Below are 16,758 nucleotides of genomic sequence, written 5' to 3'. Positions count from 1 at the left end.
TTACAAATTATCTTGGTTACCTGCATCATCCCAAGTTGCCAACGTGTGGTCAACCCAATCTATCAATTCATCTTCATCAATGTCTGTTAAATCTGGATAACGATGCCAGGTTTCCCAACAATATTGAAATAAACGGTCCATGCTCGATGCGCTTATATCTTCATCGGCACGGTCGTACAAAACATGAACAATAAAATTAAATTGTTCTGCTGCCTCAGAGGCATCATCAAAAAAATCTTCCATATCCGCCGGCGTGGCTAACACCACTTGTACATCCACATTCTGCTTCACGATTGCGTCGCCATTAAACTGTCTGCAATAGCGGTAAGCCCCGCTTTGTCTACCTCTGAAAAACGCCCAATGCTAGGGCTATCAATGTCAAGTACACCAAATAAAGTATCGCCTACAATTAACGGAATAACAATTTCCGAATTAGATGCTGAGTCGCAAGCTATATGTCCTTCGAACTTATGAACATCTTCGACGACGAGGGTTTCGCGGCTTTCAGCAGCAGTGCCACAGACCCCCTTACCCATCGGAATCCTGATGCAAGCGGGGTTGCCCTGAAAAGGACCCAACACCAATTGTTCTTCTTTATACAAATAAAAACCGGCCCAGTTCACATCCTCTAATTGGGTAAATAGTAATGCACTGATATTTGCCATATTTGCGATCAAATCGTGTTCGCCTGCCACCAGGCTATCTGCTTGTTTCACTAAGCGTTGATAAAAATCATTTAACAAAGATATGTACTCTCTTACTTATGTATTGAAAAAGTTACGTTAACCCTGGCAGAAACTGATTGTTGCCCCGGTAAGGAGGGTGAAGATTCAGCCTGCGCCATACGGTATTTCGATTGATGAACGGGTGCATACCCACCGGTCTCAGAAATTTGGACTACCGCACCTAGTTTTGCGTCCAATTCTTTACTCAGCAATTGCGCTCTTTGTTTGGCATCCTTTACCGCAGCAGTCAACGCTTGCTTATAATAGGACGCTTGGTCAGTAATAACAAAATCGAATTGTTGAATACGCGTTACACCCCGGGATAACATGCCGTCTATGAGTCTATCGTAATCACTAAGCTTCTTATGCAGGACGGTTACTTCTCGAGATAATACAAACCCATTTTCCCGATGACCTTGTGGAGTAGATTCATAGCGGGGGGTTAACCTTACCTGCATGGATTGAATCTGATTAGACTCAACGCCTTGTTTTAATAAAAACTCAATAACATTGGTCAAGTCGGTTTCTATACGCTCATTTAACTTGGAAACAACCTGTCCTTTTTGCTCAAGAATAAATGTTATTGAAAATGCATCCGGCATTACATCAACCATTCCGCTGCCTTGTACGTGAATAGTTGGCTGGTTACTGCCCTCATTATGCGCCCACGCCTGACTGGAAACGAGAACAAATAAAATGGAAAACCAAAGCGAAAATGCTTTTAACATAAACATGCCTTTTAGTTACTTTGTGTCACGGTCCCTATACTGTTAGGCGTTAGCATAGTGACGCATTGCCCGTGTCGTCAACATGAAAACGTCAAAGTTAATTAAAAAGTAGCTAACCGCTAACGGGAATGAACTAACAGATACGCAGTTCATTTATAAAAGAATAGTTCAGCAGAAAAGTTGAGGTCTTTGATTAAATTTTAACGTATGTGCATTCTGAGCGCGTAAATAGCATGAAGTCACGACACAACGCCCCCCACAAACGTAGTTAAAGAAACTAAGGTTGTGGGGCCATCTATCGGTAAAAAAAGTAAATGCTATTTGTCTTAGCGTAAGGCAGAACTAAAAGCGGCTAAACAATAGTCGACATTCCGATCAGAACAACCATGCCCCATAAGGCCAATTCTCCATACCTTACCAGCAAGGGCACCCAACCCGGCGCCTACTTCCAGGTTAAATTTATCTAAAAGTTCTGTCCTGACTCTTGCTTCATCTACGCCTTCAGGTACACAGACGGTATTTAATTGTGGCAGTCTGGCTTGAGGCGCTACTAGCATTTCTAGACCTAATGCTTCTAACCCTTTCACAAGTTTCTCATGTAATCTTCTATGCCTACCCCATGCGTTTTCAAGCCCCTCTTCACGTAATATACCTAAAGATTCGTGCAGGGCATAAATGCTATTAACTGGCGCGGTATGATGATAGGCACGTTTTCCCTCGCCCCAATAGCCCATAATAAGACTCATATCCAAAAACCAACTTTGCACAGGATGTTTTCGCTTTTTAATGGCTTCGACTGCGTGATTACTAAAAGACACGGGAGATATACCGGGAATGCAACTTAAACACTTTTGCGAGCCAGAATAAATAGCGTCAATTTGCCAGGCATCGACATTTAGCTCTATACCCGCAAGTGAAGTAACTGCATCAACAATGGTTAAACAGCCATATTGTTTCGCCAACTTACATAGTGGTTCCACATCATTTCGTACACCAGTGGACGTTTCTGCGTGAACCATCGCCACAGCTTTAACGTCGGCATTCGCTTCTAGCACAGTTTTAAGCTCGTCAAAACTGGTTTGATTACCCCACTGCGATTCAATAGCTATCGCTCTCCCTCCACAACGGATTACATTTTCCTGCATACGTTTGCCAAAAACGCCATTGATACACACTATAACTTTATCGCCCGGTTCAATAAGATTGGCGAAACAGGCTTCCATACCGGCGGAGCCCGGTGCAGAAACAGGAAGGGTCAGCGTATTTTTAGTTTGAAACGCATATTGGAGCAAAGCTTTGGTTTCATCCATTAACGAAACAAAAGCAGGATCAAGATGGCCTATAGTAGAACGACCAAGCGCATTCAATACTCTGGGGCTTACATCTGATGGACCAGGCCCCATCAAAGTACGAGTGGGTGGTACAAACGTTTTAAAATCTGTCACGTTATAGCCTTTTTTGCTTTTCAATTAAGTTCTATCTCATTTTGGCAACATATTTATCTGCAAACAAGTAATCCATTTCAACAATAAGCGCGGTGAATATAAGAAAATAATTTCCATTCTATACTTGACATATGACGCAGGTATTATCCTGTAAGTATTCTGTGTAGATCTTGTGGACAAATAATCGGTATCTTTTTGGCTTGTCTGACCATTTTTTAACCCATTGTATTCACAGGCATTATTTGTAACTTGCGTTAAAATTACGAAAATAAAAAATTAAATTCGTAAAAAACAGTTTATAACTTGCTCAATAATGTTCTATGATAACTTTCCGTTGTAAAAAATTTTGCATGAATCTCTCCCTTGCAAAAGTTAGCGCACGGCTCAGCAATGAGCCATTCCCCTAGGCCCGGAACTCTGTTCTGGGCATTTTTTATCAGCCGAAAAATTCCACTTTCTATGTAAACGCGCTTATTGCGAAATATCTTTGTAGGTAATTAACGAAAAGTATCGCGCACCACCTCATCGTTTTTGCGGTTTTACTATCTCCCAACGTTAGGGAAGCAGAGGGTCTTCGAAACCAATCTATTGAAACACGCTAATAATGCTCTGCCATTTCATCTTTACTTTATTTAAGGAATTTACTCCCCTACTTCAATTAACATAGAGACGTTTCTGAGAAAGAATCGCTATTCAATTATTCTCCCTCCCAACAACGTAAAAACCTTTTATATATTGGTCTTAAACAAAAACGGTAGGATCCACCAGACTATTGAGTTCTTTTCGATAACGCTTGGCACTGTCGACGTAATGCATGGCAGAAGCTTTTAGTTTGGTCTCAATTGTTGGGTCTAGTTTTCGAATAACTTTACCAGGTGATCCAACGACTAAAGAATAATCAGGTATTTCGGTATTTTCTGTAATAAGCGTATTCGCCCCAATGATACAAAATTTCCCAATCTTAACGTGATTAAGCACAACCGTGTTGATACCTATGAGGGTGTAATCGTTAATTTCACATCCGTGCAACATCGCTTTATGTCCCACGGTTATTCCCTCACCCAATATCAAAGGAATACCTTCATCCGTGTGTAACACACTCCCATCCTGAATGTTAGACTTTTCGCCAATAGTGATACTATCGCAGTCCCCCCGTATAATAGCGTTAAACCATATACTGGCTTGCGAATAAATATTCACATCGCCAATGATATGCGCTCCTGGGGCGATAAAAATACCCTCTGCCAGTGTCGGTTTCTTTTCACCAATTTCGTAAATCACTTTACTCGCCTACCAAACGCATTAAACCTTCCTGCATCGTGGATGCAATCAACTCACCTTGCTGATTGAAAATCTGACCTTTGACAATCCCCCTGGCACTTCCAGAAAAAGGGCTCTCCATTGCGTAAAGTAACCATTCATTGAAATTTACCTTACGATGGAACCACATGGCATGGTCAATGGTGGCAATTCGTAAATTTTTATCTAACAGCGATATTCCATGCGGTTGCAAAGAGGTGCTTAAAAAATGGTAATCCGATGCGTAAGATAATGCGGCTTGATGTAATGTATTTGAATCACCTAGAGGTTCTCGCGCCCGCATCCAAATATAACGAGTAGGCTCACGCCTTTTTGATTGATAAGCGTTTGCAGCATCAACCGTACGTATATCCACCGGGCGGTGGTAACTTAATGCTTCTTGGAGTGGGCGCGCAATTTTATCGAAATTTGCTTCATAAAATTCGATGTCTGACTGAAGTGTAGTGACGTCAGGTGCTTCTGGCATGGTCGCACTTTGGTGCGTTGCACCTTCTTCCGGTGTTTGAAATGAAGCCGTCATGTAAAAAATGTTTTTACCATCTTGTATGGCTTTTACCCGGCGCGCGGAAAAGCTTCGGCCATCTCGAACTAATTCTACATCATATACGACAGGTTTTTTCGCGTCCCCTGGCATCAAAAAGTAGGAATGGAATGAATGAGCTACTCTTCCCGATTCTACTGTCTGGTAAGCTGAAGCCAATGCTTGACCTAACACCTGGCCACCAAACAATGCCCTGAAACCTAGATCCCAACTTTGGCCTCTATAAAGTCCCTTTTCGATTTTTTCTAATTCAAATAATGAAGCAAGCTTCACATCGCTCATGAATTCACTCTCTTTTTATTAGTTAGTACAAGATTAAAAACGTAACAGCGCCTGATTAGATTAACATGCCCTCGGATTGCGAGGATAATACTTTTCTGGAAGTTGGGCTTTGTGATCAAAATGTCGCGTGTCTTTATAAGGAAGCTTCATAAAACCCGAAATACCCAACCCTTCTATGCGCGGCACGGCTTTCACTATTTGTTCCAATAATTGTTTAAATCTACCCTCACTTTCATGATCAAGTAACATAAAATAACTGTGGATCTTCAAGTGGGTGGGTAATGCTTCGAAAATGATGCAACCTGTATGATGGATCCGATTCAGCTCTTTCAATAGCGTTATCATCACCTCAGGTAATTGCAGTAATTCGTCCGGATCCTGGCCGTCTTCAAAATAAGAATGGGTACGGCTTTGATCATGTGTAACGGAAAGGGCTGATAATTCAAAAGGGATATGACAAGCATCAGATGGCACAAAGGGCTCGCTTGGCATCATTCTTTCTATATGCAGGGTATCTTTTGCATTGAACATACAACATTTAAATACACCTTGTCGATGAATTGCCCTAGCCAAATAGATGACATTGTTCACCGCTAGCTCAAACGCAGTTTTCACACTTTCATTATAAAGATTTAAGCTTGAATCCACGTAGATACCGTCGGCTTCCCATCTTATGACAACTCCGCCTACTACCGGATAGCGTCCAAGTCTACTAACAGCAGCGATGAATGCCTTTTCAGTGGCGCCCATACCTTGCATATAGTTTTTGTAATAGCGATCAAATTGCGCATCATTGATGTAGTTAAGTTCTTTTTCGTGCTCGTCATTCCGTAATCGAAGAAAAGATTTTCGAGAACTATATACTACCGTTTCTATACTTTTATCACTGTGTCCCAGCCAGGTTGGTATTAATGAAGCGCTTTTCTGGCTATCGTTTTCGCTAAAAACGAGATGCTTTAATACATGCAAGTTATTGAAAAAATAATCTCCGCCCTGCCGCTGTTTTCTCACGTCGTCACTTAGCATATTGGCAAGAATATTAGCGAATAATTTCGGCAATCCTAGAGATTCAGGGGTAATAACATTTTTGCCGAAGCGACACGATTGTCCTGAAGCAAGCGCGTAGAGGGTACTTGCTAAGCCCTGCTCATCAAAACGAGGAGATGATAAGGCGCCATTTAATTGCTCATCACCTATAAAATAGATATCACCTAAACGCGCATTGGTTTGTTGCATGTCTCCCGACATCAAATCCATCACATTGTTACCGATAAACTGGCCGGTCTCATCCATTTGTGCAAATACTGAAGACCCCCAGTCGATCAATTCAACTTTTTCTAATACTTCATTCCATACAAGGTTAGAAGGCTTGATATCACCATGCACCAGCGGTTTAAATGCCCCCTTTTCCTCATGCTTCTTCAGCGTAAGCAGTATTTCCCCGAGTTGTACCGCAATCTTCACTATTATTCGCGGAGAAAGGGGCCCCTGCTCTAAACTGACCTGTTCCAGATCTTTGCCCAACGCCCTTTGCATAACTAATATTGATTGCTTTCCTACGTGCTGAAATTCGACCAAGCCGGGTACTTGCTCATGGTTGACGTGAGAAAGCATGAAGGCTTCTTCTTCGAGCCGATCCTGTACATGTTGCGGTAGGTTGATGCGAGAAAACTTAAACACCCGATGCTGTCCGTTTGGTGTTTCTCCGCCAAATACAAAACCAAAGGCACCTTTTCCTATGTAATGAATTTTACGATATCCTAAGTGTGTGAGTTGCTCCATGCATAAGGCAACCCAGTCCTTTAATTTTTTGGCATCCTGATGGGAAAGTAGATAGATCGACTGCTCTTCAGGGATATAAAAGTGCTTTAGCGCTTTGGGATTGGGCATACCGCTACTGCCTGTTATACCACTGAATTCGGTTGACCGCCGGTGTTGCAATTTGACAAAATTCATCAAGCGCTTCACTTAAGCTTTTGTCTATCCCCCAGCTAGGGTTGACAATACACACGCCTGAACCATACATACCGGTGTCACTGGATTTTTGGTCGACTATAAGTTCCACGGTCAAGGTTTCACATTTTAGTTTTACGATATCATCAACTAATCGTTCACTTAATCCAGTTTTTCCTTTCGCTCTATCTGACAATAGTGGATACCAGATAATAATTTGCGCGTTCCGCCACTTTCTAAGCGTGGTAGAAACACTCTTCACTACCGCCTGATATTCCTCTTTTCTTTCATAAGGGGGATCAATTAGCACCGCGCCTCGTTTCGAAGGAGGAGGCACCATTGCGACCAAACCTTCTAAACCATCCCGGTGATGAACGTGCGCCTTTTTACTGTCCGTAAATTGTTTTAGTGTATTTTTTAAGTTGGTTACTTCATTCGGATGTAGCTCCATAACCTGTAATTTGTCCTTCAGACGTAGCAGGTTTGCGGCTAAAAGCGGCGATCCGGGATAACTATAGTCATCCCAATATGATGCGCATAAACTTTGGTATTGTGTTAAAAGATCAGAAGCGAAAGTGGCGTGGATAACCGTGCTGATACCCGTTTTAAATTCGCTATTCATTTGCGCTTGTTCACTATCCAGGGGATAGAGTCCAGCACCAGCGTGCGTATCGAAAAGCGTAAAGGGTTTATCTTTATTTTTGAGATAAGAAATCACCCCTAGCCAACAAAGGTGCTTTATTACATCGGCATGATTACCAGCATGGAAAATATGTTTATAACTTAACAAGGTAATTAAAATTAAAAGGACTGTATATTTTCAGTTTACCTTGTTCGAAGGAATTCGGACAGGGAAAATCTCCCTGCCCGAATAGACTTATCGCATATGCATTAACATAGTGTTGGGATTAGTTAAGTAGCTCATAAATAAATTATTAAACTTAACCATAGTGGCTCCATCAATAATTCGATGATCACCCGACCAATTGACTTGCATGATATGCTGTTTCTCCACCTCATCTTTTTCGTTGAAACGAGGTAATGCCTGCGTTTTACCTAACGCAACAATAGCCGCCTCTGGCTTATTGATCACTGGCGTTGCAGTCATTCCGCCAATTGCGCCAATGTTTGAAATGCTTATGGTTCCGCCTTTAAGCGCCTCACCACTAAGCTTTCCTTCCCTTGCCTGTTCAATGATATTTTGCATTTTTTCTGCAATTTCAATCAAAGTAAGGTTTTGAACACCTTTGATGTTTGGCACCAGTAAACCGATTTTAGAATCAACGGCAAATCCGATATTGTGATCACTGAAATAGGTAAGTTCCGTAGCATCATCGTTTAGCTGCGAGTTGATAATGGGAAAATCGTTCAATGCAAGAGACAGTGCTTTCGCAAAGAATGGCATAAAGCTGAGTTTCAGACCCCGTTTTTCAAATACTGGCTTAAGCTGGCTACGTAACGCGATCAAAGCGTCCATACGCAGTTCATCGCTTACGGTGAAGTGAGGTATCGTATAAACCGACGCCGCCATTTGTTTAGCCATTGCAGCCTGAATTCCCCGAACCTTTTCGGTGCGTGTCTCACCTTTCGCCATAGTGGGTACTGCGGTAGAAGATGATGTTTTGGACGGTTGAGACACAGGATCAGCCGCAGGCTTGGCTAGTTGTTGAACGTCACTTTTTAAAATACGTCCTTTCTTACCCGAACCCGATATCTGCGTAAGATCAATAGCTTGTTCTCTTGCAATACGTCTTACCGCAGGACTGGCTAAAACCTTCCCGGGAATTACTACAGGGGGTTCATAAGCGCCATCTGGCCAGCGTTGCTGCGTATCCTTAGACGCTTTTTCGGCGCTAGTCTTAGGGGGGGCCTCAAATGTTTTTTGTGGCGAAGCATCGACGCCATTCTCTACCTCTAAAGCGAATAGAGGTTCGTGAACTTTAGCAATATCCCCTTGCTGATGATACAGTTTGGCCACTTTGCCAGCGTGCTTGGCAGGAATTTCCACTACAGCCTTATCCGTCATCACTTCCACCACGGGCTGATCTTCTGCTATGGTGTCGCCTTCAGCCACATGCCATTTAACAATTTCGCACTCAACGATACCTTCCCCTATATCGGGTAAAATAAAGTCTTCTGTGCTCGAATTTCCTGGGGCATTTCCTGAAACATCTTCTTTATTCTCACCACCTGACTTTTGAGCTGGCTCGATTGCCACTTCCGTATTTTCTTCGCCATCGATATCAATCGCGAATAAGGGTGAATGCACTTTAGCGATATCACCCACTTTATAATGTAATTTTTTAACCGTACCAGAATGCATTGCCGGAATTTGAACCGTTGCTTTGTCAGTCATTACTTCTGCAACAGGCTGGTCTTCCTCAATGTGCTGACCTTCTTCGACTAGCCACTCGAGCAATTCACATTCAACGATACCTTCACCAATATCAGGTAAAATAAATTCTGTAGTCATCACCTTACCCTTAGTACTTTAACGTTCGTTTTATTGCTTCGTATGTCTTGTACTGATCAGGCATGTACTCTTTTTCATGCGCTAATGGATACGGCGTATCCAGGCCACATACACGAGCAATGGGTGATTCAAGATACAAGAAACACTTTTCCTGAATAGTAGCTGCAATTTCACTTGCAAAGCCACCCGTTTGTGGTGCTTCATGATTAATGAGCAAACGGCCCGTTTTCATTACCGATTCAGCAACCGTTTCAGCATCCCACGGTAAAATACTGCGCAGGTCAATAATTTCGCAAGATACGCCATCTTCAAGCGCCATTTCTGCCGCTTTTTGCAAGATCTCGATCTGCGCGCCCCACCCTAGCAAGGTAATATCTTGGCCTTCCTGAACAATATCGGCTTTTCCTAGCGGCAATTCATAATCATCTTCAGGAACATCCGAAACAGATGCACGATAAAGACGCTTGGGCTCCATGAATAACACAGGATTATCGTCACGAATAGATGCTAATAACAAGCCTTTCGCTTGATATGGGTTGCGGGGAACGACAATTTTTAACCCCGGACAATGGGCAAAAAACGCTTCGGGAGATTGGCTGTGATACAGCCCGCCAGCAATGCCACCACCATAAGGTGTACGGATCGTCAGCGTACCACAACTGAATTGACCGCCCGAACGATACCTGAATTTAGCTGTTTCATTAACGATCTGGTCAAAAGCTGGGAAAATGTAATCACCAAACTGAATTTCAGCGATCGGGATAGACCCCTGTGAAGCAAGACCATTAGCAAAACCAATAATGCCTTGTTCTGTTAATGGTGTATTAAAGCACCGGCCTTTACCAAACTTTTGTTGTAAATTACTGGTGGCACGGAACACCCCGCCAAAATGGCCGACATCTTCACCGAACACCATTACCCGTTCGTCCTGCTCCATTACGGTGATCAGGGCACTATTAATAGCTTGTAATAAATTCATCTTCGCCATTATTTAATTCTCCCTGAAGTTTTAGGGTAAACATCCGGATACTGACGAATGTGCGATTTCAATTGTTCTAGCTGATCCTTCAAATGCCATGGCACTTCAGCATAGACATCGTTGACTATGTCCTCTATAGGTGGGATATCAACTTTTTCAGCACGTTTGACTGCAGCGAGAACGTCCTGTCGGGTTTGGTCCAATAGCTTTTGTGACGCTTTTTCATCAAACCATCCTTTGCTGATCAACCATTTTTCCATGCGTTGGATAGGATCTTTCGCGCGCCACTTATCTTCTTCTTCCCGGGAACGGTACCCGGTAGGATCATCTGAAGTAGAATGCGCCGCAAGACGATAAGTCATGGCTTCAATAAGAACGGGACATTCTTCCTCTAGCGCTAGCTTACGGGCTAATTTAGTAGCAGCATACACCGCCAAAATATCATTGCCGTCCACACGTATTGTCTTAATTCCGTAACCTAGCCCACGAGAAGCAATTCCATCACCGGCAAATTGCTCGTCGGCTGGTGTAGAAATGGCATAGCCATTATTTCGACAGAAAAATATCGCTGGACAATTAAGAACTGCCGCCATATTTAAGCCTGCATGAAAATCGCCTTCCGAAGCCGCGCCTTCACCGAAATAACAAATGGTGATAGCTTCCTTACCCGCCATCTTTTGTCCGTAAGCGTAACCAGATGCTTGGGGTATCTGGGTGCCTAAGGGAGACGAAATAGTCATGAAGTTTAGTGGCTTGTCACCGTAGTGAATTGGCATTTGTCGACCCTTATTAGGGTCTTTCTCATTACTGAACATTTGGTTCATAAATTGATCAGTAGTGTAACCTCGATAAGCTAGGGCCCCCTGCTCGCGATACTGTGACATTATCATGTCATTATCAGATAGCGCCGCGGCGCTACCTACCGCTGCCGCTTCTTCACCTGTACTAGCCAAATAAAAACTAATTCTTCCTTGGCGCTGGGCTGCGACCATACGCTCATCAAGAACACGGATATACGCCATAGTGTTATACATTTTAGTGGCTGTATCTTGATCGAGTTCCGGAGCAACGGCTTCTTGGTGCACGCTCCCATCAGGTTGAAGAATTTGTAGCATCGGAATATCAATTAGGCCATTTTCAATCACATTGACCTGGTGTGTTGTTGATACCCGCGCGAGATGATTTCTGTCTTGCACGATACATTCCTCTTATAGGTGTGAGGTTAGAAACCCGAATTCAGGTTAAGTACATTTTTCAATGTAAATCTGAAAAGTAAATTCTAAAAAGTGTGTGTATGCTAGATCATAGCCGCATAAAAGACCTTGCTATTTACTGATACGAAACCGTACTGCGAATAAACTCGTTCCAAAAATACGGCTATATTTAAGATAAGTATCCTAATTTTATGAATCGATGTTAAATTCTATGTGAATTGCTTAACATTTTAACAATGTTTTTTTGTTTAATGGATATTTTTCTCGTAACCCTCCATCGCTTTAATTAGCATTAACGAATGTTGTTGTAATTAAGCAAATGTTCATAATCCTTTGCGATAATTAAACAAATTTAATCGCGAGTTCGCTTTTTGCGCGTACAAAGTTATGTTGAAACTATCGGATTTGGGGTGAGTAATGTCACCAAGTGAATTGGTATAAGGAAGTAGGAGATTACCAATATGAAGAATAAACTTTTTTGGGCTATAACCACAGCATTCATGTCAATGTCAGTTCACCCTGCTCCAGACGATGGCAGCCAGATTCCCAATGAGTTACAGCAAGCGATTCAGCTTACCTCCCCTGTTACTTTACCCACAAAAAAGTATGCCTTAACAAAAAACAGTAAGGTTGTGTCGCACCACGGTGTACCCAGTGGGTCTTCTGAAAAGTTTATCTACCTCATCCAACTTGAAGACAATCCGGTTGCATTAATGAATGAACCGAAAGGAATTTTGTTTAAACAGACGAGGCATTCTTTACCTGCTAGTAAAAGACCGATCGGGGATGACCGCAACATAGTAGATATTCACTCTACCCAGGCACAAAGCTACAAATCACAATTGCTAAAAAAGCAATCAATAGTAGAAACTAAACTGCAAGCGACTGTAGCGCAATACAAGCGCCTCGCTGATTTTCAATATGCAATAAACGGGTTTGCCGTTTTAGCCACGCCTGCTGAAGCTGAAAAAATGGCTACAATTAAGGGTGTACGTAATGTGGAACGAGACCGTCTTTATAAATTAGACACCGATACTGGCCCCTTATTGATCGGTTCGCAGCCTGTATGGAATGGTACCGCTACTGAAAGTGGGGTAGGTCGTGAAGGCGAAGGGGTGGTTATTGGTGTGCTCGATTCCGGTATAAATAGCGATCACCCTTCTTTTGCTGATGTTGGTGGAGATGGTTACAACCACACTAACCCCCTCGGCGCGGGTAACTACCTCGGTGATTGTGCTGGAGAGTTTTCAGCGTTATGTAATGACAAACTAATTGGTATTTACTCTTATCCTGAAATTACCAGCGTCTACGATGACAGCGATGTATTTTCAGTTTCTTTGCCGAAAAATGGTGAAGATTACAATGGTCATGGGTCGCATACCGCCGCCACGGCCGCTGGGAATGTTTTGCTTAATGTCCCTGAGGTAACGCCGGAATTGGGCAGCAATGAAAGCGATGGTGAACCCACTGGCTTCGTCTTTGACCGAATTTCTGGCGTAGCCCCGCATGCGAATATTATCTCATACCAAGTTTGCCAGCCCGGAAATACAGGTGACACCTATGGAGGGTGCCTTGGCACACCCATGGTAGCGGCAGTGGAAGATGCCATAGAATCTGGAATAGTGGATGTCATCAATTTCTCTATATCAGGCGGGGGCTATCCGTGGACAGGGGCATTAAACGCGGCGTGGTTATCTGCTCGGAACGCGGGTATATTTTTAGCGCATTCAGCGGGCAATGAAGGTCCTACCCCCTTCTCTACCGCTAAACATGCCCCATGGGTCACCGCGGTTGGCGCAGCCTCTACAGGCCGATCGGTAGAATATGTCAAATATCTCACTGACTTTACGGGGGGGAACACCTCTCTCTCTCCAATCGAAGGAAGAAGTAATACAGGCGGAATTACCGCTTCAATTGTTTATGCGGGAGACTATCCGAATATCAATGCGCCTGGTACCGATCCAGCCCAATGTCTTGAACCTTTTCCTCCTGGAACGTTCAGCGGCGAAATAGTCGTATGTGAGCGAGGAGAAATTGCCCGCGTAGATAAAGCAATAAATGTGGCCGAAGGCGGGGCCAGCGGCTTTGTACTGGTCAACGTGGAAAACGGGCAAACATCACTAAATAACGATGCTTATGTTATCCCTGGCATTCATATTAATGAATCAGAGGGAAATCGCCTATTAAGCTGGCTGTCAACTGGGTCGGGGCATCAGGCTACAATAACTGCTTCAGAAGGGGAATTAGTTATTGACGAACAACTCGCTGACATTACAGCCGACTTTTCATCACGAGGGCCTAATCGCTCTATTAGTACCCTGACGCCTGCCCTAACTGCCCCTGGGATCGATATTTATGCCGCATATGCTGATCAACAGTATGGCCAGGATGAAACTGGCTCCGCACCCGCAGATTATGCTTACCTTTCTGGAACATCAATGGCCAGTCCGCATGTCGCTGGGGCTGCTGCATTAATAAAACAGGAACATCCCGACTGGTCTCCAGATAACATACGCTCAGCGTTAATGATGACTGCAAGTACCGCCTTATTGAAAGAAGACGGTACTTCTGATGCTGACTGGTTTGATATAGGCGCTGGTAGAATACAGGTAGATTTAGCTGTTCGTTCAGGTCTGGTAATGGACGAAACTGGCGCGAATTACGCAGCCGCTGACCCTGAGCTAGGCGGTGAACCTAGAACATTAAATTTGCCTTCGGTAACCGATACGGAATGTTTTGGTATATGTAGTTGGACAAGAACGTTTACCGCTACCAAGGATGGGAGTTGGCTAGTATCAAGCGCATCGCTTTCTGAAAATTTAAACCTCTCGGTATCGCCTACGCAGTTTACTCTAAGTGAAGGTGAAACGCAGGTATTAACCATTACTGCCGATGCCTCACAGGCTAAGTCTGGCGTTTGGCGTTTTGGAATTGTAGAAATGGTTTCGCCTACGTCACCTGATTTACACATTCCCGTTTCTGTTAAACCTTCAAACGGGACTTTACCAGAGACGCTTAATTTCACATCTCATCGCGACCACGACTCATATTTGGTCCGCGATTTAAGCACCATAGAAATTACCGATTTTCAAGTCACTGGCTATGGATTAAATCCACCAAATGACACGACTGCGAGTATCGGACAGGACTCGGATAATAGTGATTTTCTCGACGATTTAACCGACGGTATTTATATTCAGAATATTTCGGTACCTGCTGGCGCTCTGAGATTGGTTGTTGAAACGCGTAATTCAAGTGCACCGGATTTAGATTTATTTGTCGTTTTCGACGCCAACAACGATGGAAGGCCGTCCGAAGCCGAGGTCGTAGAATTTAGTCAATCATCAACGTCAGATGAATATATCAGCATTGAGAGTCCGCAACAGGGAGATTACTTAATTATTGTACAAAACTGGCGAGCTTCTTCTGATACGGCTATAGATGACTTCACCTTATCCACTTCCATCGTGGAAAATATACCGACTACCAAGCTGTCGGCAACTGCCCCGTCAAGTGTAGACCGGTTTGAATTATTCGATATGCGGGTATTATGGGACTTGGAAAATAGCGAGAGGGGTAAACGCTATTCTGGAATGCTAATTTTAGGCACGGACAGCAACAATCCGTCTATATTGGGTGCGATTCCAGTAGATATTATTAGGGGCAAAGATGATGTCTTTATAGCTGGAGAGGCGAGTAATTCAGATACTGATGATACCCAACAAATTACATTAAACGTTATGGCAAACTTTACCCCCGAAGATCGACGTTATGTTGTTACCTTGCCCCTGCCTTCCGACGTACAGGTTGAATCTGCTCTAGGCTCCGGGGATGTAAGAATTGAGGGCAGCACGCTGGAATGGAGACTGACCCAACCCTCCCTTTTTGGTCTTGAACCAACTTATCGAATGACGACGAATGCAACAGATCCAAACTGCAAAAACCCTGATCTTGGAACGGGAACGGGGTACATTGATCTTAAGGAGTTCGATATTGAGCCAACGGAAATGGACGGTGACACCGTACTAAACTCGTATGCGGTGTCAGCTAGTCTTTTTGGCAGGCAATACAACTCATTAACCGTTTCCGATGATGGTTTCGTGAGTGTGAATAGTGATGTTGGTAGCGAACCCTGGATTAATCAACTAATGCCCAATGCTATTGCACCCAATGGAGTAGTTGCACCATTTTGGCGCGATTGGCTTCTCGATATACAGAATGGAGCGACCGTTTCGATAGCGGAAAGTCAACAGGATGGCGTAACCGTCATAGAATGGGATAATGTCACCTTCCCCTTTGAACTCTATAACATTGAAGATACCTTCGCAGATGTAGCTGATTTCCAAATTGTATTTAATAACAATGCTAGTTCTAACGAACCACAAATAATATTTTCTTACGCCAACGTTATTCACGACTACGTACCACCCGCATCTGTGGGATTAGAAAACAGTACCGGTAGCCGTGGTAATACTTTGGTTCATCTACCCTATTTTGAGCAGGGTCAAAATGAAGTTGGCAGTGTTGAAAGTCAGATCGTAAATGGTAGACAAATCTGCTTTTATTATACTGATGATATAACCAAACCCGCTTCACTGAAGCTTACGTTAGCTGGGACGGGCGTTAGCGAACATCCGTCTTATCAAGCCCGATCTGAGGTGACAAACATACCCGGCACACAAGCAGAGAATACCAATACGTTTTCCTTGGCCTCAGTTAACCAGCCGCCGGTATTAACAGTAAATGCTCCCAACACAGTTACGGTTGGACAGTCATTTACCGTATCAGCGTCGGCTACCGACCCTGATGGAGATCCATTGTCATTCACAATAAATGGTATTGCAGGCAATAGCCTTACTCGAGTCGCCCCAAATCAAGCCAACATGACGTTTACTGTGATAGTGACAGATGGTGTCAATAGTGTCTCTCAAACTGTAACCGTGACCATTATTTCGCGTTCTTCTGGGGGCAATTCTAGTGGCGGGGGCGGTGGTTCCGTTAGCTGGCTTATTTTATTGGTATTACCTTTGCTTTATCGAAGAAACTTTCATTAATGCTGGAAACGGTTCCAGCATTTTCTAAATACTTCTCTAATTAT

Annotated in this window: 12 protein-coding genes; 1 reads left to right on the top strand and 11 read right to left on the bottom strand. The window is 43.5% G+C overall.

All coding sequences use genetic code 11. The features are described from left to right. The 11 genes from OPS28_RS10765 to OPS28_RS10715 form a co-directional block, all read right to left on the bottom strand. Nucleotides 1–291 carry a hypothetical protein gene (locus tag OPS28_RS10765; RefSeq protein WP_265609456.1) on the bottom strand — a complete coding sequence of 97 codons (291 nt, stop codon included), beginning with the start codon at nucleotides 289–291 and terminating at the stop codon, nucleotides 1–3. Beyond that, nucleotides 288–743, bottom strand: a complete 456-nt coding sequence (locus tag OPS28_RS10760) for a GAF domain-containing protein (RefSeq protein WP_265609455.1) — start codon at nucleotides 741–743, stop codon at nucleotides 288–290. Before OPS28_RS10760 ends, OPS28_RS10765 begins: the two co-directional genes overlap by 4 nt. Before the next feature lie 14 nt (nucleotides 744–757). Beyond that, on the bottom strand, nucleotides 758–1,453 hold the full coding sequence (locus OPS28_RS10755) for an SIMPL domain-containing protein (RefSeq protein WP_265609454.1): 696 nt from the start codon (nucleotides 1,451–1,453) through the stop codon (nucleotides 758–760). Between the two features lie 326 nt (nucleotides 1,454–1,779). Further along, a complete protein-coding gene (locus OPS28_RS10750) occupies nucleotides 1,780–2,898 on the bottom strand; it encodes a pyridoxal-phosphate-dependent aminotransferase family protein (protein WP_442863985.1) in 1,119 nt (372 codons plus the stop codon). 741 nt (nucleotides 2,899–3,639) lie between these two features. After that, a complete protein-coding gene (locus tag OPS28_RS10745; protein ID WP_265609453.1) occupies nucleotides 3,640–4,179 on the bottom strand; it encodes a gamma carbonic anhydrase family protein in 540 nt (179 codons plus the stop codon). 1 nt (nucleotide 4,180) lies between these two features. After that, a complete protein-coding gene (locus OPS28_RS10740) occupies nucleotides 4,181–5,041 on the bottom strand; it encodes an acyl-CoA thioesterase (protein WP_265609452.1) in 861 nt (286 codons plus the stop codon). Between the two features lie 60 nt (nucleotides 5,042–5,101). Beyond that, the gene (locus tag OPS28_RS10735) at nucleotides 5,102–6,931 is read right to left on the bottom strand and encodes a protein kinase domain-containing protein (RefSeq protein WP_265609451.1); all 1,830 of its coding nucleotides are present in this window, start codon (nucleotides 6,929–6,931) and stop codon (nucleotides 5,102–5,104) included. Between the two features lie 4 nt (nucleotides 6,932–6,935). Next, nucleotides 6,936–7,712 carry a 23S rRNA (adenine(2030)-N(6))-methyltransferase RlmJ gene (gene rlmJ / locus OPS28_RS10730; protein WP_265609450.1) on the bottom strand — a complete coding sequence of 259 codons (777 nt, stop codon included), beginning with the start codon at nucleotides 7,710–7,712 and terminating at the stop codon, nucleotides 6,936–6,938. A gap of 159 nt (nucleotides 7,713–7,871) precedes the next feature. After that, complete coding sequence (locus OPS28_RS10725; RefSeq protein WP_265609449.1) at nucleotides 7,872–9,467, bottom strand: dihydrolipoyllysine-residue acetyltransferase; 1,596 nt, start codon at nucleotides 9,465–9,467, stop codon at nucleotides 7,872–7,874. A 10-nt stretch (nucleotides 9,468–9,477) separates the two neighbouring features. Next, the gene (locus OPS28_RS10720; protein ID WP_265609448.1) at nucleotides 9,478–10,455 is read right to left on the bottom strand and encodes an alpha-ketoacid dehydrogenase subunit beta; all 978 of its coding nucleotides are present in this window, start codon (nucleotides 10,453–10,455) and stop codon (nucleotides 9,478–9,480) included. Next, on the bottom strand, nucleotides 10,455–11,642 hold the full coding sequence (locus OPS28_RS10715; protein WP_265609447.1) for a thiamine pyrophosphate-dependent dehydrogenase E1 component subunit alpha: 1,188 nt from the start codon (nucleotides 11,640–11,642) through the stop codon (nucleotides 10,455–10,457). The genes OPS28_RS10720 and OPS28_RS10715 overlap by 1 nt, the downstream gene beginning before the upstream one ends. A gap of 479 nt (nucleotides 11,643–12,121) precedes the next feature. Here OPS28_RS10715 and OPS28_RS10710 point away from each other — a divergent pair, with 479 nt between their 5' ends. Continuing rightward, nucleotides 12,122–16,714, top strand: coding sequence for a S8 family serine peptidase (locus OPS28_RS10710; RefSeq protein ID WP_265609446.1), 4,593 nt, complete (start codon nucleotides 12,122–12,124; stop codon nucleotides 16,712–16,714). Nucleotides 16,715–16,758 lie beyond the last annotated feature (44 nt).

Origin of the sequence: Alteromonas sp. ASW11-130, assembly GCF_026183735.1 — a bacterium.
In the GTDB taxonomy this organism is placed as follows: domain Bacteria; phylum Pseudomonadota; class Gammaproteobacteria; order Enterobacterales; family Alteromonadaceae; genus Alteromonas.
This window is presented reverse-complemented; position numbering and strand designations above follow the sequence as displayed.